This window comes from Thermostichus sp. MS-CIW-15, from assembly GCF_054060575.1.
The window spans coordinates 1-17,839 of the sequence record NZ_JBSSDI010000008.1 but is presented as its reverse complement, the minus strand read 5'-3'; the positions used below and the strand labels follow the sequence as shown (position 1 = coordinate 17,839).

The 17,839-nt window shown below is 60.3% G+C and carries 14 protein-coding genes; 8 read left to right on the top strand and 6 right to left on the bottom strand.

Annotated features, from left to right (window positions below; genetic code table 11):
* Positions 1 to 44 precede the first annotated feature (44 nt).
* The 3 genes from ACVW0R_RS04395 (at position 45) to ACVW0R_RS04385 (ending at position 2,080) form a co-directional block, all read left to right on the top strand.
* Entirely contained in the window at positions 45 to 584 is a 540-nt protein-coding gene (locus tag ACVW0R_RS04395; RefSeq protein WP_011431635.1) for a GTP-binding protein, read from the top strand.
* A 112-nt stretch (positions 585 to 696) separates the two neighbouring features.
* Positions 697 to 1,149 carry a hypothetical protein gene (locus ACVW0R_RS04390; RefSeq protein WP_011431634.1) on the top strand — a complete coding sequence of 151 codons (453 nt, stop codon included), beginning with the start codon at positions 697 to 699 and terminating at the stop codon, positions 1,147 to 1,149.
* Positions 1,150 to 1,156: 7 nt separating this feature from the next.
* Positions 1,157 to 2,080, top strand: a complete 924-nt coding sequence (locus ACVW0R_RS04385; protein ID WP_457501714.1) for a fructosamine kinase family protein — start codon at positions 1,157 to 1,159, stop codon at positions 2,078 to 2,080.
* 42 nt (positions 2,081 to 2,122) lie between these two features.
* Here ACVW0R_RS04385 and glyS read toward each other — a convergent pair whose 3' ends face one another.
* Positions 2,123 to 4,315: a glycine--tRNA ligase subunit beta gene (glyS, locus tag ACVW0R_RS04380; RefSeq protein ID WP_457501713.1), complete on the bottom strand. Its 2,193-nt coding sequence runs from the start codon at positions 4,313 to 4,315 to the stop codon at positions 2,123 to 2,125.
* Positions 4,316 to 4,797: 482 nt separating this feature from the next.
* On the bottom strand, positions 4,798 to 6,876 hold the full coding sequence (locus ACVW0R_RS04375) for a cation:proton antiporter domain-containing protein (RefSeq protein WP_457501712.1): 2,079 nt from the start codon (positions 6,874 to 6,876) through the stop codon (positions 4,798 to 4,800).
* Between the two features lie 261 nt (positions 6,877 to 7,137).
* Here ACVW0R_RS04375 and ACVW0R_RS04370 point away from each other — a divergent pair, with 261 nt between their 5' ends.
* On the top strand, positions 7,138 to 8,730 hold the full coding sequence (locus ACVW0R_RS04370; protein WP_457501711.1) for a serine/threonine protein kinase: 1,593 nt from the start codon (positions 7,138 to 7,140) through the stop codon (positions 8,728 to 8,730).
* Positions 8,731 to 8,829: 99 nt separating this feature from the next.
* On the opposite strand, the gene ACVW0R_RS04365 is transcribed toward ACVW0R_RS04370, so the two are convergent.
* The 3 genes from ACVW0R_RS04365 to ACVW0R_RS04355 form a co-directional block, all read right to left on the bottom strand.
* Positions 8,830 to 9,429: a superoxide dismutase gene (locus ACVW0R_RS04365; RefSeq protein ID WP_011431628.1), complete on the bottom strand. Its 600-nt coding sequence runs from the start codon at positions 9,427 to 9,429 to the stop codon at positions 8,830 to 8,832.
* 263 nt (positions 9,430 to 9,692) lie between these two features.
* Positions 9,693 to 10,073, bottom strand: a complete 381-nt coding sequence (locus tag ACVW0R_RS04360) for a hypothetical protein (protein ID WP_099812675.1) — start codon at positions 10,071 to 10,073, stop codon at positions 9,693 to 9,695.
* Complete coding sequence (locus ACVW0R_RS04355) at positions 10,070 to 12,052, bottom strand: transglycosylase domain-containing protein (protein ID WP_457501710.1); 1,983 nt, start codon at positions 12,050 to 12,052, stop codon at positions 10,070 to 10,072. The genes ACVW0R_RS04360 and ACVW0R_RS04355 overlap by 4 nt, the downstream gene beginning before the upstream one ends.
* Positions 12,053 to 12,894: 842 nt before the next feature.
* Here ACVW0R_RS04355 and csaB point away from each other — a divergent pair.
* The 4 genes from csaB (at position 12,895) to ACVW0R_RS04335 (ending at position 16,981) form a co-directional block, all read left to right on the top strand.
* Positions 12,895 to 13,992, top strand: coding sequence for a polysaccharide pyruvyl transferase CsaB (gene csaB / locus ACVW0R_RS04350; protein ID WP_099812677.1), 1,098 nt, complete (start codon positions 12,895 to 12,897; stop codon positions 13,990 to 13,992).
* Positions 13,993 to 14,143: 151 nt separating this feature from the next.
* Positions 14,144 to 14,728, top strand: coding sequence for a CPBP family glutamic-type intramembrane protease (locus ACVW0R_RS04345; RefSeq protein WP_457501709.1), 585 nt, complete (start codon positions 14,144 to 14,146; stop codon positions 14,726 to 14,728).
* 146 nt (positions 14,729 to 14,874) lie between these two features.
* Complete coding sequence (locus tag ACVW0R_RS04340; RefSeq protein ID WP_457501708.1) at positions 14,875 to 15,744, top strand: alpha/beta hydrolase; 870 nt, start codon at positions 14,875 to 14,877, stop codon at positions 15,742 to 15,744.
* A gap of 154 nt (positions 15,745 to 15,898) precedes the next feature.
* Positions 15,899 to 16,981, top strand: coding sequence for a mechanosensitive ion channel family protein (locus tag ACVW0R_RS04335; RefSeq protein WP_457501707.1), 1,083 nt, complete (start codon positions 15,899 to 15,901; stop codon positions 16,979 to 16,981).
* 49 nt (positions 16,982 to 17,030) lie between these two features.
* On the opposite strand, the gene ACVW0R_RS04330 is transcribed toward ACVW0R_RS04335, so the two are convergent.
* A complete protein-coding gene (locus ACVW0R_RS04330; protein ID WP_457501706.1) occupies positions 17,031 to 17,750 on the bottom strand; it encodes a hypothetical protein in 720 nt (239 codons plus the stop codon).
* Between the last annotated feature and the right edge of the window lie 89 nt (positions 17,751 to 17,839).

Genomic DNA, 17,839 nt, shown 5'->3' with positions numbered 1-17,839 from the left:
TCTAGGGGCAGATTTAGGCTAGGGGTTTAGGGCAGGGGCTGACTATGGACAACATTCTCCGCATCGTCGTAACCGGGCCGGTGGGGGCTGGAAAGTCCACTTTTATCCGCACCATTAGTGAGATCGAAGTGGTCGATACAGATCGCAAGGCCACCGATGAGGTGGCAGAGCTGAAGCAGAGCACAACGGTCAGCATGGACTTTGGCCGCCTGAGGATCGGAGAAGAGGAAGAAGAGATGTGGCTGCATCTCTACGGCACCCCCGGCCAGGCCCGCTTCAGCTTTATGTGGGATATTTTGATCCGGCGCGCCCATGGGTACATCCTTTTGGTGCCCGCCCACCTGCCCGGTCAGTTTCGCAACGCTCAGGCTATTCAAGCTTTCATGAAGGCGAGGACAGATGTTCCCTCGGTTATTGGGATCACCCATGTCGATCACCCCAATGCCTGGGATCCAGAAGACATTTTGCTGATCTTGAACAACCAATCGATTCCCCACACGACCCTAAATGCCCAAGAGCCGGCCTCTGTGGCCAATACTCTGCTCCTATTGGTTGAGCAACTGATGCCCCAGGTGGTTGTCTGAGAGGGGGTAGCTGAGACGGCTCGACCTGCTCCGATTTCTCTTAGATGCTGACTCCGCAGCAGAAGATGCTAAGAAATGTTAAGCTAAGGAGGACTGGGATCAGGTAAGCTTCATGGAGTCTCTTTACGCTGGCGGCGAGTTTTCCCGTAGCTTTGTCAACCCCCCTATCTACTCGGCCATTGCCCTGCTCAGCTTCTTCGCGGTTATTTTCGGCATCATCTTTAAAGATAAGTTGGAGTACCAGGTAGCTCTTTGGCAGCAGAACCGAGAGAGCCAGGGGCAGATTCGCTACCGCACGCCGGGGGTGATCCTCACCTATACTCTCTGCTGTGTGTTTACCTTCGGCTTTGTGGCTGCCTGTTTGAACGTGTTTGGCCTATCTTTGGGCTTGGCTGCTCTGGTGGGCGGGATCCTTGTCTTCAGCACAGCAGGATTGATCTGGTGGCGGCTGGGATCCCTGATGGAGCTGTTGGCGGTGGGGGGATCCCAAGCGGTTGACATCGACTCCTACGGGGCAGGAGCTGTTTTAGATCCTGAGGCAGCGACGCCCACGGAAGGAAAATAGGGTACTGATGCAGAACTTTTGGCAGGCCGTCGCTCAGCACCTTTCTGAAATCACAGGGAATCCCTTGCGTCCTCTACACTACCGTCCTGTGGGCGGGGGCAGCATCAACGCTGCCTACCGGCTCTCCTGTGCGCTCCAAGCTTTTTCTGCCCAGGAAACTAGGGACTACTTTGTTAAAGTGGCACGGGGAGGAGAGGGAGCGCTGGAGATGTTTGCGGCGGAAGCGGCAGGCCTGCAAACTTTGGCGGCAGCCAAGGCTGTGCGGGTGCCGCAGCCGATGGCCTGGGGATCCGTCGGTGGGCAAGCCTACCTGGTGTTGGAATATCTGGAGCTGACCTCGCCCCGCCCCCAAACGGGGAGTCTGCTGGGATCCCAGTTGGCCCAGTTGCACCGCACGCTCTCCCCCAACGGCCACTACGGCTGGGATCGCAACAACACCATCGGCTCGACGCCGCAGATCAACAGTTGGCGACAGAACTGGCTGGACTTCTACCGGGAACAGCGACTGCTCTACCAGGTCAAGCTGGCTTGTCAGCGGGGTTACCGCGGCGCGTGGGTGGCGCAAGCCGAGCGGGTAATGGCGGAGCTAGAGACTTTCTTTCTGGACTACCGACCCGTCCCGTCTCTGCTGCACGGGGATCTCTGGGGCGGCAACTACGGCGCCTTGCCCGACGGCTCGCCGGTGATTTTTGACCCAGCCACCTACTACGGGGATCGGGAGACGGATTTGGCGATGACCGAGCTTTTTGGCGGCTTCCCGGCAGAGTTCTACCGGGCTTATCAAGAGGCCTATCCCCTGGACGAGGGGTATTGCCAGCGCAAGCCCCTCTACCAGCTCTACCACTGGCTCAACCATCTCAACTTGTTTGGAGAGGGCTACCTGGGCTCAGTGCAGCGGGCCTTGCAGCAATGCTTAAGCTTTCTTGGATGAATCTCCCGCCCCCAAGGATGATTGCGCCCAGTTACTGGTTCCTTAGTGGCTCTTTGCTGGCGCAGCCTCTCCTGCCATGACCACAGCTCCCATATCTCCCAGCAAACGGGACTGGTTGCGCAATACCCCCAACAGGTTCAGCCGGTTGGCCCGCAGCCTGGGATCCGGATCCATGACCAAAACCGCCTCGAAAAAACGATCCACTGCGGGGGCTGCTGCCTGCAGGCCCTCCACCAGTGGGGTAAAGTCTCCTTGGAGGGCTGGCTCCACCCCCAGGCGGTAAACCCTCTGGCAAGCCTCGTACAGCTCCCGTTCTGCCGCCTCCTGCAACAGGTCGGCATCCACAGCCGCTGCCGGATCCAGCACGGCGCTGTCCAAGTCTCCCTGGGCGGCCAGGCGGGCACAGCGATTGAGGGTGGGGTAGAGATCCGCCAATTCCCCGGTGGCTCGCAGGTGTTGCAGGTACTCAGCCCGCAGCAGAGTGAGGGGCAGGTTGCCCAGGGCCCGCAAGGTGAGTTCGGCCTTCTGGGGATCCTCGGTTTTGACGGACTCTGGATCCCCCACCACAGCCCTGACCAAGTCGTAATCAATCCGTTTTTCCTCCTGCAAAAGGGTCTGTATCCGTTGGGCCAAAAACTCCTGCAAGGCTCGCAAGGTGTGGACATCGCCAAAGGCATAGTCCTGCACCACGCTCTGCAACAGCAAGTTGAAGTCAAAGGTCCAGCCGGCATCCCAGGCAATCAACACCAGGCTGTTGGCGGCCCGCCGCAGGGCAAAGCGATCCGAAGAACCAGTAGGGATCTGCCCCAAGCGAAACATGCCCACCAGGGTATCGAGGCGATCCGCCCAGCCCACCACCCGTCCGGTTAAAGAGGCGGGCAAGGCCTCCCCTGCCCCCAGGGGCCAGTAGTGTTGTTCGATCCCCTCCGCCACCGCCTCCGGTTCCCCATCCTGCCGGGCGTACTCGGCGCCCATGATCCCCTGCAGCTCGGGAAACTCGTACACCATCTGGGTCACCAGATCCGCCTTGCACAGGTAAGCGGTGCGATCCACCAGCGCCTGCTCCTGAGGATCCAAGTTCAGGGCAGCGGCAATGAGGCGGCTGATGTGGCGGATGCGCTCCACCTTGTCCCGCATGGATCCCAGCTCTTCGGCAAAGGTAACTGCCTGCAGGCGTTCCACCCGCTGGGCCAACGGGATCCGCCGATCCTCCTCGTAGAAAAAGCGAGCATCGGCCAGGCGTGCCCGCACCACCCGGCTGTTGCCTGCTGCAATCCGCTCTGCTTGCCGGGGGTCGCCGTTGGAGATGGTGATGAAGTAGGGCAGCAGTTTCTGGGGATCCCGGCCATCCCGTACTGGGAAATAGCGTTGGTGGATGATCATCACCGTCTCGATCACCGCAGGGGGCAAGCGCAAAAATTCCGGCTCAAAACGCCCCAAAACCGCCGTCGGCCACTCCACCAACTGCACCACCTCCCGCAGCAAAGGAGCAGGGATCTGCGCTTCCCCATTCACTTGCCTGGCCAGCTTGGTCACCTCAGCCTGAATGTATGCCTCTCGCGCTGTTGGATCGGGGCTGACCCCCGCCTCTTGCATTTGCTGAACGTAGCTCTCGGCCCGCTCCAGGACAACCTGCTGGGATCCCAAAACGCGGTGCCCCCGGCTCACCCGCCCCGCCACCAAGCCCGGCAAAGGATTTCCCTCGGAGGTAGGCCAGAGCAAAGGCAACACCTGATCCTCCCAAAGGGAAACCAGCCAGCGGATGGGACGGGGAAACTTCAGGTCTCCATAGCCCCAGCGCATCAGCCGTTCGCCGCTCAAGCTGGTGATCCAGGTGGGCGCCAATTCCTGGAGCACCGCCGCCGTCGGTCGGCCCCGCACCCGCTGCACGGCAAAGACAAAGGATCCCTTGCCCACTTGCCGGATTTCCAGGCCGCCGGGATCCACCCCTTGTTTTTGGGCAAATTTTTCCCCGGCAGGAGTGAGCTGGCCATCTTGGTAGGCGACCTGAACCGGTGGCCCCTTCACCTCTAGGGTGCGATCCGGCTGCTGGGTGGGCAACCCCTGCAACAGAACCGCCAGGCGGCGCGGCGTACCGAAAAGCTGCATCTGCTCCGCTTGCAGATGAGCCTCCGCCAAAGAGGCCGGGATCCCGGTTCGCCACTGCTCCAGAGCCGAATCCACAAAACTGGCTGGGAGCTCTTCACAGCCGACTTCCAGCAAATAGGCAACCATACTGATACATTTACGCTGAACACTGCTGAACATCACTGTTCAACTATGCAGCGATAGCATTCTGTTTGTTTCCATTCGCGTCAGCGGGACGGAGTCCAAACAGAATGGCGGTATCCCGCAAAGCTTTGAGTAGAATACCCAAAGCGCAGTTTCCGTGTCGTCTTACTACCAATTTTCTGCTTTGCTTTGGCTACCATGTTGGCAGACTCGAAAGTAAACAGAAAGATCAACTGGTAGTAATCCGTACTGAACATATCATACATCATTTTCAGTATAGTTGAGCTTATTATTGACTAGAGTCATGCTCCTGTGCTCCGTAGGGTACCATCCCCACTTCCTCAATCAACATAGTCTATGGCTCTGGGCCTCCCTTCTGGCTCACGACTGCTCCGAACCTGGGGTATCCCAGTTTACCAGGGGAGCCGGGGCGGAGTTGAGACAAGAGCTCCAGTCCGCCAGACAACACCCCAATGCCATCCCTGTCAAGTGGGCTCTGCGGCCGCCAGAACCCCATCTCCTTGGCGCAAGGGATGAGCTGAATCCCGTGGCAAATGCACCACGATGATGGGAAGGCTGGGTCGGTTGCGGGCGATGGTCTCCGGCTCTCGGCCCAGACGCGACCGGTTGCCGGTTTCGCTGGGAACCAATACCAACACATCTCCTGGCTGCAGCGCTTTGAAGGCTTCCGCCACCACCCCCCCCTGCACCCGCTGAACCGGCAAGTGGGCATAGCTTTCTGCCGGCAAGGCTGGGGAGCTTTTCCGCCCAGGTCGGGTTTGCACCAGCAGGATCTGCAAACCTGCTTTCAATTCGCCGGCCAGCGTTTGCGCCAGCCCAAGGGTCTGCTGCAGGGATCCGGGAGAGACCTCCAGCTCCGGTGCAACCAAGAGGATGCGGCGCGCCGTCTCGATGGGTACCGGAAACCGCGTGATCAAGACTGGGATCCCCACCTGCCGCACCACCGCGTCGATGATGCTGCCGAAAAAGTTCTCCGCATAGGTGGAGTAGCCCTTCCAGCCCAGGATCACCAAGGTTGCCTGCCGTTCCGCCGCCGAGCGAATGATCCCTTTTTCCACCGAGTCATCCACCCGCCGGATCGGCTCCACTCGGGCCACGGCGCTGTGGGCCAGAGCTTCTGCGAAAGTCAGCAACTGCTCCTGCCGGGCCAGGGCTGCCGGCGAGATCCCGGCACGGTCAGACAAAACATGCAGCGGCAGCAGCGTTCCCCCATCTTTTTTGGCCAAAATCAAAGCCAACTGTAACAGGTTCCTCTCAGTATCCGGGTTGGCCACCGGCACCAAGACGCGAGCTCCCCAATCCGGCTTGGGCAATTCGGTGGACTCTGCCGCCACTTCGGCTGGCTGCATTTGCTCTCCCCAGCGGGCCACAATCCAAGGCGAGGCAACACAGGTCACCAGGATCATGGCAATGGTGCCGTTCACCGTCAGCTCATCCACCAACTCCACCTGAAAGGCCACCGTGATCGCCGCCAGGGTAGCCGCCGCCTGAGCCATCGACAAACCGAACATGATCATCGTGCTGGCAAAGCGCCAGCCAAACAGTTGGGCCGGGATCCAAGCGGCCAGAAACTTGCTCACCACCTCCGTTGCAATCATCACTCCGCCCACCAGCAGCGTGCGCGGCTCTCCCAAGAGAATGCCGGGATTGATCAGCATCCCCACCGAGATCAAGAAAAAAGGCACAAACAGGGTGTTGCCGATAAACTGGATCCGGTTCATCAGGGGGCTGAGCTGGGGGATGATGGGAGTAATGGCCGTCCCGGCCAAAAAGGCGCCCACCACCGGCTCAATGCCGATCAACCCCGCTCCGTAGGCCACCACGAACAAGGTGGCAATCACAAAGGTAAACTCTGCCCCCTCGTCGTGGCCAAAGCGCCGGAAAAACCAACCGCCCAGCTTGGGCACCCCCCAGAGGGTGGCCAAGGTGTAGAGGGCAATCGAGGGGATCAGCGTCAGCCAAAATTGCAGCGTCAGCTCGCCTTGGTGGGCGCGCACCACCACCGCCAGCACCAACAACGCCAAGACATTGGTAATTAGCGTCGCCCCCAAGGTGGCCGTCACCGTCTGCAAGCGCATCAGGCCCAACTTGGAGACGATCGGCAGGGCGATGAGGGTATGGGAGGCAAAACACGAGGCCACCAGCACCGCCGCCAGAAAGCCATACCCAATGGCCAACATGGCTGCTGTGCCGATGAGCATGGGCAACAGAAAGGTGAGCGCTCCGAAGAGGGTGGCCTTCCCGGCATTGAGCTTCAAATCTTCCAGACTGGTCTCCAGCCCCGCCATGAACATGAGAAACAACAGCCCCACCGTGCCCAGCAGGATGATGGTCTCGTCCCGCCGCAAGATGCCCAAGCCGTAGGGCCCCACCACCAGCCCAGCCAAGATTAACCCGATGATCCCCGGCAGGCGCAGCCGCTCAAATAGCAAGGGAGCCACCAGCATGATGGTCAGGATGATCAAAAACACCAGCACCGGATTCTCAACAGGGCCAATCATGGCTAGAGGGATCCCCGACATTTGGAGCCAGTGAGCCAGCATAAATACCCGACAGACAGCTAATGAACAGACCCGGCAAAGCGCCCGCATGAGTCTATCAGATCCCTCCAGATCCAAGTAGCTCTCGATGCCCCACAGACTTTGTCCGGCCTTCAATCGCTGGCAGGGCGTTTAACAAGTACTTAAAAGCACATCAAATACATTGGGAATGAAGACTGCTGGGCAGGGATGGCCGGAGAAAGGCAAGAGAAACTCCCGAGAAACACGCATTAGAATCAGAGGGTACATGCTCTTGGGCTGCCCATGAACCAGCTTGCTCCTGGAAAAGTGATCGGCCAGCGCTATCAACTGGTTCACAGCATTGCAGCGGGCGGCATGGGGCAGGTGTTCAAGGCAGTCGATACGCGCCTGTTCAACCGTCCGGTAGCGGTCAAGCTGTTGCACCAAAACTTGGCAAGCGATGACAACACCCGACGCCAGTTGCACAAACGTTTTCAGCAGGAAATTCGCATCAGCACGCTGCTGGGGGAGCACCCTGCCATTGTCAAGGTATTGGACTATGGCCTAGAGAACGACCAACCTTACCTGGTGATGGAATACCTAACGGGGCGCAGTTTGGGGGAGCTAATGCTCAAGCAGCCGGTGCTGCCGCCTCAACAGGTGGTGAGGATGGCCCGCCAAGTATGCGCCGGTCTCTATTACGCCCACAACCTAGAGACCGAGCAGGATGGCCATCTCATCAAGGGGGTGATCCATCGCGACATCAAACCCAGCAACCTCTTCGTCCTAAAAGATGAAACGTTGGGGGAGACCGTCAAAATCTTGGATTTCGGCATTGCCAAGCTCCTCAGCGACGTTTCCCTTGCCCTCGGCACCCAGACCACCGGCTTTTTGGGTACGGTGCGCTATGCCTCTCCCGAACAGCTGCGCGGGGAAGCCCTGGATGCCCGCTCGGATATCTACTCGTTTGGCGTGGTGCTCTACCGCATGTTGACCGGGCAACACCCCCTCCAGCCGAAGAGCGATTCTTTCCCCGGCTGGTACGAGGCCCACAATTACCAGCAGCCTCAGCCCTTCAATCGCGCAAATTTGCCCTATGAAATTCCGCTGCAGCTGGAACAGGTGGTGCTCTCCTGTCTGGCCAAAGATCCCGACCGGCGGCCCCAAGATATGAAGGTTCTCAGCGCCCAATTGGAGGGATCCCTGCAATCTGACAGCAGCGCCGGCTCTGCCCTCACCCCCCCTCCAACAACCTCGCCCTTTTCCGAGCGCACCCTGGCAGCCCTCGATGGTCAGGAAGGCGCCCATCGGCTCAGCGCCCAGCCGGAGCCCAAAGGTAGGCCGCTCCCCCTCTGGGGAGGGATAGCCCTTTTGGCCGCCATTGCCGGGAGCACTTTTTGGGGCCTGCGTCTGCTCTTGGATCCGGGCACAGGCATGGAGAGACCGCCTGCCGTTCCGCTGCCCCCTGCCACCGATGGGCAGCAAGCCATCCCGGAGCCGCTGCTGGACTGGCTGCTGCGGGATCCAGCGGGTGAGCCAGCGTTTGAAGATGATCCGGATCCGGCTCGGGACAACCCTCAAGACCCTCCTCAACCCGAACCCACGCCCACACCGGCAACCGCCCCAGCACCCCCGCCCACTTCGCCGCCCCCCCCACCCACCCCTGTCCCCGCTGCGCCCCCGCCCCGACCGGTTGCAGTGCCCACACCCGCTGCTCCACCTTCTCCAGCTCGTGTCCCAGCCAAGCCTCTCCCCCCACAGCCCATCAACCAACCCTTGTTTCCCCCCATCAATCGGGCCGCTCCTCCTGCTGCCTCCCCCACCCCTGCCCAAAACCCCACGCCCAGTTTCCTGGAACGCCTGCGCGAAGAGCGGGAACGCTTGGGGAAGGACTAGGCCGAAAAAAAAGGGATCCCTGAGGATCCCCTAGCAAAGAGCTGGGCAAGGCTAGTCCTCGATGGGATCCCCCGTCAGAGGATCCCAGAAGAGAGTCAGTCAGGCAGCAGCCAGCCGGGCATTGGCGGCATCCCAGTTCACCAGGTGCTCCAGGTAGGCGCTGATGAAGTCGGGCCGCCGGTTTTGGTAGTCCAGGTAGTAGGCGTGCTCCCAGACATCCAAAGTGAGCAGGGGCACTTGGCCGTGCACCAGCGGGTTTTCGGCGTTGGGGGTTTTGGTAACCTTGAGGGTGCCGTTGTCCAGCACCAGCCAGGCCCAGCCGCTGCCAAACTGGGTGGCCGCCGCCGTTTTGAAGGCCTCGACAAACTTGTCGTAGCCGCCAAAATCGGCGTTGATCTTGTCGGCGATGGGCCCCGTCGGCGCGCCGCCCCCACCTGGCTTCATGGATTCCCAGAAAAAGGTGTGGTTCCAGACCTGGGCGGCATTGTTGAAGATGCCCACTTTGTCGGGATCCCCAAACGTGGTCTTGATAATTTCTTCTAGCGACTTATTGGCCAGCTCGGTGCCTTCGATCAGCTTGTTTAGGTTGGCCACGTAGGCGGCGTGGTGCTTGCCGTGGTGGTAGGAGAAGGTTTCCGCCGACATATAGGGCTTGAGGGCGTCGGCAGGGTAGGGCAGAGCCGGGAGTTCAAAAGCCATAATCGTCTGTCCTCTGTGTCTTGTGCAAGGAATGCAAGAAAGAACGCGGCGAAGGGTCAGGATAACCAGAAAAAGGCGTTACCTTTCTTTGCAGTTTTAGTGTAACTCAGAATCAGTACGCGCTGGGATCCCTTGGACACCTCGATTCCGGTTGGAACCCTGCTCGACCCCAGAGAGGTGGAATCGCGGCTGTCTCAGCGCAATTGCCGATAACCACTTGTTGGCCAGCGGTTGGAAAAGCGAGATGTCCCAGCTACAGAGGGCTAACGGGATCCCTCCCGCAGCAGCTCGATCAGCAGGGGAGCGACATCCCTGAGCAGGGGGATCAAAACAGCCGTGATGGCGGCGATGGTCACTACATTGCGGGTGAAGTTGAGGGTATCGCGGCTGAGCTGGAAAAACCGCTCGTCCCAGCGTTTGACCTCGGCCTCCAGACGTTCTTCGGCGCCAGCAATGCGTTCCTCGGCTTTGGCAATGCGTTCCTCGGCTCTGGCAATGCGTTCCTCGGCTCTGGCAATGCGCTCCTCGGTGCCGGCAATGGTTTGCATCAGCTCTTGGTTTTGCCGGGCCAGTTGGGCGATGGCCTGAGCGTTGGCCTCGACGGCGCGCTCGATGCGCGCCAGCCGCTCCTCGCTATTGCTCATGGCCGGGGGGGAAGAAATTGCTGGGGGCTGGGGAAGTCTTGGGGTGGGATCCCTTGCAGGGCCTCGCTCATGAAGCGCTTCCAGGTGGGGGCGACAAAGGCGCCTCCTGCCGTGCCCGGCAACATAGGGGAGTTGTTGTCGTTGCCGATCCAAATGGCGGTGGACAGTTGCGGCACATAGCCGATGAACCAGGCGTCGCGAAAATCGGAAGTGGTGCCGGTTTTGCCGGCCACCGGGCGCCCATCGTCCAGACGGGCCGCCGTCCCCGTGCCCTGGGTCACCACCCCCTTGAGGATCTGGTTGAGGGTGGCCACCGCCCAGGGATCCAAAACCCGCTGCGGCTGGGGCTTGGCCTCGAAGAGAATCTGACCGTTGCGATCCACCACCTGAGCCAAGAGAGTTGGCTCCACCCGGTAGCCGCCATTGGCAAACACCGCATAGCTGGCGGCCATTTCCAGGGGGCTGACGCTGGCCGAGCCCAGGGCCGTGGCCAAGTTGGGAAACATCTCGGCACTGATGCCCGTGGCCTGGGCTGCCGCAATGACGTTGCGGATCCCGACTTCATCTGCCAGCTTGACGGTGGGCACGTTGCGGGAGAGCTCCAAGGCGCGGGCAAAGGTGAGGGGGCCGTAGAAGGTGTTGTCGTAGTTTTTCGGGCTGTAGGGAGGCGAGCCAGGATAGGTGATGGGAGTGTCGTAGAGGATGCTGTTGGGCCCGTAGCGGCCGGTAGCCAGAGCCGCGTAGTACACATAGGGCTTAAAGGTGGATCCCGTTTGGCGAAAGGCTTGGGTGGCGCGGTTAAATTGGCCCCGTTGGGCGTTGATGCCGCCCACCAGGGCCTTGACATAGCCGGTGCGGGGATCCACCGCCGCCAGGGCCATCTGGTCGGCCCGGCGAGCAGCTCCGATGCGGGGCCCATCTTCGTTGACAATGCGCTCTGCCAGGCGTTGCAGCCGCAGGTCGATGGTGGCCTGCACCCGCAGCCCTCCCTGCAGTAGGGCTTGTTCGCCGTAGCGGCGCCGCAGCTCCGCCTCGATGGAGTCGGTAACCGCCGGGGCGTTGCTCTGGAAGGAGGTGATGCGGCCCAAGGTCAATTCTTGCTCCCGTGCCGCCTGGGCCTCTTCCGGGGTAACCCAGTTCAGCTCCACCAGGCGATCCAGCACCAGCCGCTGCCGTCGCTTGGCCCCTTCCAGGTTGCGAAAGGGGCTGAGGATTTCCGGGGCCGGCAGGATCCCGGCCAACATCGCTGCTTCCGCCAAGTTCAGTTCCGCCGCATCCTTGTTGAAGTAGCTGCGGGCCGCCGCCTGGATGCCGTAGAGGTTGTGCCCCCAGTACACCTGGTTGAGGTACATCTCCAGGATCTCGTCTTTGGTAAAGACTTGCTCCAGCCGCACCGCCAGCACAATCTCGGCCACCTTGCGGCTGAGGGTGCGCTCCGGCCTCAAAAACAGGTTCTTCACCAGTTGCATCGTCAGGGTGGAGCCGCCTCCTGCCGAGCCCAACCCCCCTTCAACACTGCCCAGCAGCGCCCGGCCCAAACTGACCGGGTTGATGCCGGGGTGGGTGTAGAAGTGGCTGTCTTCAATGGCCAGCAGGGCTTTTTTCATCTCCGGCGAGACCTCTTCCAGGGAGATCACTTCCCGGTTGGCTTCCCCGTGCAAGCTGGCAATCGGCTCGCCGCGAATATCGACAATGTGGGTGGTGGCCACCGGCACGTAGTCCCGCAATTGATGCACATCGGGCAGGTTGCGGAAGCTGATGGCCAACCCCATCAAGCCGGCAGCCGTCGCTGTAGATCCCAAGAGCAGGGATCCCAGCAACAGGTTGCCCACCGTGGCGGCGGCCTGAGCTCTCCAGGAGGGGCGAGCGGGTCGGGCGGCGTCGGCATACTCGTCATACCCCGGAAAGGGGCGGCTGTAAGGATGCTGCGAAGCCGAATTCCTAGCCCAGCGGGCCGATGGTCTGCGACCGTAGGTCACCTCAAAAACCCCGTCACTTCAGCGTTGCGGAGCGACCGCAAGTCTGACCCATTATAGGGCGGCGCTTCTTAGGCCGGCAGGGGATCCTTTCCCTCTCTGAGTGGGCCAAATCCGGGTGAGCGTGGGGGGTTTCCGAGTGCTTTGTCTGCTGGCTGCTGGGATCCCCAGTTCCCTACCAGCCCGGATCTCGACATGCTGTTTCGCAGGGCAGGCGGCTGCCTCGCCGCTATCTCGCCCCAGAAGGGCGGCAAGATTGTTATCGACGTGCGAAAAACTCAGTTAGAATTGCTTAGCAAACTTTTCTGCAAAAGGGATCCCTGTCCCACCGCGTTGAGATCTTGCGCCTGGAAGCGCTATCTCGATATCCAGGACTCTTGTCATTGGCAGTGTTGGCAGGGCCAGAAGATCCAGGGCAGCGTCTTGCCAGGTGGCTAGAGCAATAGCCGAGATACGAAACTGCGGCAAGAAGAGGAAGTATCTGGGGTGTTTCCACATCCCTTCCCGCAAGCGGGCCATAGGTCTGGGAGTTGGGGTTACGGCGTCCCCTGCGATGCAAACCGCATGCTCTGGGCAGCTCGGCAAGTGGGAGCCATCCCACAAGCTGAGAAAGACCCCCCTGGCAGAGCGCTGCGCGGAAGCAAGCTATAGCCGTGGGGAGAACATCAAGGAAGACCTGTCTGAGACCTTCCGCTGCAAGGGAGATGTCTGCGCCGGCAGCGCTCTGGATCCCGGAAGGAAGCTGTAGGCTGGATTAGGTTCTCGATGCAACGGGCCGAGTTCGACCAACCTTGACTGCTACTGATTGGGGATCCCGGCGCAACTTGCCTGAGCAAATCGGCTCGATGCAGGGGCCACGGGTTTTGATCTGTGGCTACCACGGCTACGGCAATGCCGGCGACGAAGCGTTGTTGCTGGCCCTACTGCGGCAACTCCAGCAGTTGTCCGGCCCTGTACAGCCGGTGGTGCTCTCTCCTCGCCCCGCGGAAACGGCTGCCACCTATGGGGTACTGGCCTGCCCGCGCTTCGATGGCTGGGCTTTGCGGCGCTATCTGAGGCAGTCTCAAGCTTTTATCTGGGGTGGGGGCAGCCTGCTGCAGGATCGCACCAGTTGGCGCAGCCCCCTCTACTACCTGGGACTGATGCTCTGGGCCCAGCGGCGGGGGCTGAAAACCTTGGCCTGGGCCCAGGGGATCGGGCCGTTGCAGCGGGGCTGGATCCGCGAGCTGGCCCGCCGCGCTCTAGCAGGTTGTACAGCCATCAGCGTGCGCGACGCCGTTGCTTCTCAATGGCTGCGAGCCTGGGGGATCCCCCATCAGGTGGCCCCGGATCCGGTTTGGGGCCTGCCCTCCAAAACCCTGCCGGAGTGGGAAAGATGGCCTCAGCCCCGCATTGCCGTGGTCTTGCGGCAGCATCCCCAGCTCACTCCAGCGCGATTGGAGATTTTGGCTGAGGGCCTGAGACGCCTCCAGGCTGCCACCGGAGCTTATCTGCTTTTGCTGCCCTTCCAACTGGCTCCGCCTGGATCCCCCGACCTGGGGCCAGACTACCGCTTGGCGCAACGGCTGCAACAGCGCTTGCCCGGCCACAGCCAGGTGTTGGAAATTCGGGATCCCTATCTTTTAAAGGGGGTCTTTCGGGGGGTGAAATTGGCAATTGTGATGCGCTACCACGGCCTGGTGATGGCGGCAGCCGAGGGCTGTGCCTGCTTTGGCCTCAGCTACGATCCCAAGGTGACAACGCTGCTTGAGGAATTGGGCATGCCCGGCTGGGATCTCGAGGCGATCCCAGAGGATCCGGAAGCTTTGCACCGGGCTTGGTTGGCCTGCTATGCCGATGGGCCGGCCCTCGGCCCTGACCAAGTGGCCGTTTGGGTGGAGCGATCGGCCCAGCACGCCCAGTTGTTGAGGCAGCACCTCCACTGGCAAGCAGCGGGGAGTTGAGAGCTCCTACCCTGTTGACCGAGACAATGGCGGCCTAGGCCCCGCCCTTCAGGGCTTGGAGTGTTCCCCGCTGCCAGTGTGGATTCAGGCAGCCGTCCTTGTCGAGATTCGCTCTACCCTGGGAATAGGGTGCCAAGCCAAATCCCCTCCCATGAGTGCCGAGATTCAACCCTGTACGCGCCAACAGATCCTGATCGGGATGGGCCTGACCAGCCTGATCGCGGCGGTGATCGCCGGCCTCTGGATCTGGCTGGGATCCCTGCGCGTGCCCTTCCGTTGGGATCCGCTGGCCGTTGCCTGGGGAACGGCGCTGGGGCTGGGGGTGGCGCTGCTCAGCTGCGGGGCTTACTGGCTTTGGCCGGCCTATCGCCGGGCGGCTTCCGCCTACTTGCACCTGGTGGCGGATCCCCTGCAGTGGTCAGATATCTTCTGGGTGGGGGTGCTGCCGGGCTGGAGCGAGGAATGGCTGTTTCGCGGCGTGCTGATGGGATCCCTGGTGGCCAGTCCCTTGGGGTGGACGGGCGGGATCCTCTTGAGCGGCCTCTTGTTTGGGGTTTTGCATTGGCTGGGATGGCAGGGTTGGCCCTATGCCGTCTGGGCCAGCGCCGTGGGCGTCCTCCTGGGGCTGGGCGTGTGGCTGTCGGGAAACCTGCTGGTGACCATCGTCGCCCATACTCTGGTTAACTGGATTGGGGTTTGCCTTTGGAAATGTTCCGCCTTGACAGCCGAATCCTGATCGCGTCAGCGGGCCGTAGGCCTTTCGCGTCAGCGGGCCGTAGGCCTTTCGCGTGAGCGGGCCGTAGGCCTTAGTTGCCGACGTCGCCGCCACCAATTCCCCCTCTCCCTCTGGGGGAGGGGCCGGGGGTGAGGAGAATTATCTCGATGCCAAGCCGAGGGATGTTAAAGCCTTTGAATTGGATTTTGGGATCCTTCCCGGGGCTGCAGGTGGGGCGATCCTTGCTGCTTATTGGCCTGGGGGTGTACGGCTACCTGCTCTGGCTGGGCTGGTTTCAATCGGAGCGGCTGATCTTTTTGCCTCGCCCCGCCAGCTACCAGGATGGGGATGCCATTTTCAAGCTCACCACCGCCGATGGCCTGCAGATTTCGGCGGTGTATCTGCCCAACCCCGAAGCCACCTATACCCTCCTCTACAGCCACGGCAACGCCGAGGACTTGGGAGATATCTTGCCGCGCCTGGCTGGCCTGCAGCAGGGGGGGTTTGCCGTCTTGGCCTACGACTACCGCGGCTACGGCACCAGCGAAGGGATCCCTTCCGAAGCCGCTGCCTACAAGGACATTGAGGCCGCCTACGCCTATCTGGTGGAGCAGGGGATCCCGCCGGAGCGGATTTTGGTTTACGGACGCTCGGTGGGGGGCGGGCCCTCGGTTTACTTGGCAGCCCAAAAGCCGGTGGGGGGTCTGATCCTGGAATCGACCTTTGTAACTGCTTTTCGCGTCTTGACCCGCATCCCGCTGCTGCCTTTTGATCGCTTCGACAACCTCAGCCGCATCGCCCAGATCAACTGCCCACTGCTGATTTTGCACGGCACCCAGGATCGCTTGATCCCCTTCTGGCATGCCGAAGCCCTTTACCAAGCGGCACGGGATCCCAAGCGTTTGGTGCCCATCGAGGGAGCCGATCACAACAATTTGCTACAAGTGGCCGGGGAGCGCTACCTGCCCATCCTGCACCAATTTGTGGCCGAGCTGGTGGATCCCGAGCATCCTTTCTCCAAGCAGCCGGCTAAGTAGCGATAAACACAGTGTTATGATGTCCCTGTTTTGTTAGCTAAGACCCAGAGGGTACTGGTTACAGAAGCAGCAAATCCAGGCGACTCTTTTGCCCTGGGCTTTCCCGCTGCTTCTATTCGCTGTTGGTTGACCGAAGAAGGCGGTTTTCAAGGCCATGCTTCAGGAGATTCTCAGCTTCCAACTGCTGGGCAACCCCCTTTGGAACTACCTGCTGGTATTTTTCATCTTTGTAGTCGGGATCTTCGCCATCCGCACTGTGTTGCGGGGCTTGGTTCTCCGAACCTTGGCAGGTTGGTTCTCTAAACTCAGCGGGATCCCCGGCAATACTCCTATTCAACTAGTAGAGCGCTACCTGATCCCTTTGCTCTACCTGGCTCTGATTTACGTCTGTTTGAGCAGCCTAAATTTGGCCACCGTCCTGCGGCAAACTCTGGACATCCTGGCCACTGTCGTTGGCACCTACTTGGGCATCAATCTCCTCAGCGCCAGTGTAGAGTATGCTCTGCGCATTTACCTGATGCGCAAAAAAGGCGATGCCACCACCGAGCAAAGCTTGCTGTTGCTCTCCCCTCTGATCCGGGTGGTGTTTACCCTTATCGGTATCTTGTTTCTGCTGGAAAATCTGGGTTTTGATGTGGCAGCACTGGTGGCCAGCTTGGGCATTGGCGGTATAGCCATTGCTTTGGCGGCGCAAGGAGTCTTACAGGATCTGTTTGCCTATATCTCTATTTTGATGGATCGGCCTTTCGAGATTGGGGATTTTATAATTTTGGGCGATTTTATGGGATCCGTAGAGTACATCGGCATCAAAACCACGCGCCTACGCAGCTTGGGCGGAGAGCAGATCGTGATGGCCAATACCGATATCACCAGATCCCGAATTCGCAACTACAAACGTATGCAGCGGCGGCGGGTGGTTTTTGGCTTTGGCGTTGTTTACGAAACTCCCCCCGAAAAGCTGCAGGCCATTCCAACCTTGGTGAGACAAATTATCGAAGCCGAGCCCAACGCCCAATTTGACCGCGCCCACTTCGCCGCCTACGGAGATTTCAGCCTCAATTACGAAGTGGTTTACTACGTGCTCAGCCCAGACTACAACCTCTACATGGATGTGCAGGAGCGCATCAACTTGGCTCTGAAGCGAACTTTTCAGGAACAGGGAATCGAATTTGCCTACCCAACGCAGTTGCTCTACCTGAGCTCGAAGCAGCAGGGTGCCCTCACCAACCTCTCTTAGTCCTCTCTTAGTAAAGAAGTGGGATGGGAATGGGGCTGCCGGCGGGTTTTCAGATAGCTCCTTGACCCATCAGTTCTTGCAACAGGTTCTGCGCCGTTCCCATAAAGCGCATCACGTCAGGATGATGGCTCCAGATGGGGTCGCTTTCGGGGAAAACCTCCCGCGAGAACATGCTCTGCACGGCTCGCAGATAAGGCAGCAGGACGGTGTAGCTGGCCGGGGTGAGCTGAAAGCGCAGCGCCTCATCCAAAAGCTCCAGCATCTGCCGCACCAGCTTCCACTCCACCTTCAAAGGAGGGTAGAGCATCACACACAGGGGAAACAGCTCTTGTTGGACAGCCGCCACACTGCCTTCCAGGACGCAGAGGCCCAAGTACACCTGGAACATCTCCACATCGCGGATGCTGGAAATCCGCACCTCCAGATCCGTCAAGGGGCCGCTTTCGCAGCGATAGCCTGGGAAACGCTGCGCCACCTCAGCACAGATGGACTCTGCCACGCTGGTAACCAGAGGCAAGAGCTCTTGCACGGCAGCCAGGGGGGCGGAAAAGGTATCGCCTGCATGGGCGGCGGCACCCTCGTACATCCTCTGGAGGGGCATGTAGAGGTGGTCGTCCATGACCTTCAAGTAGGGGTGGAAGAGGCCGCGCTCTTGAGGGGATAGGGCTTGCAAGACCATTTGCCCCGTGTAGTGGAATTGCATACTTAAAAAGCCCAGCACCCGCGGATCCCGTTCGCTGTAGCGGGCCCTCAGCCGGCCACAGAGCATGACTCTAGTCAATGATATACTGGACTATACTGAAAATAATGTACAGTATGTTCAGTATAGCTGCTTGGTATGGCTAGGTATGTAAAACC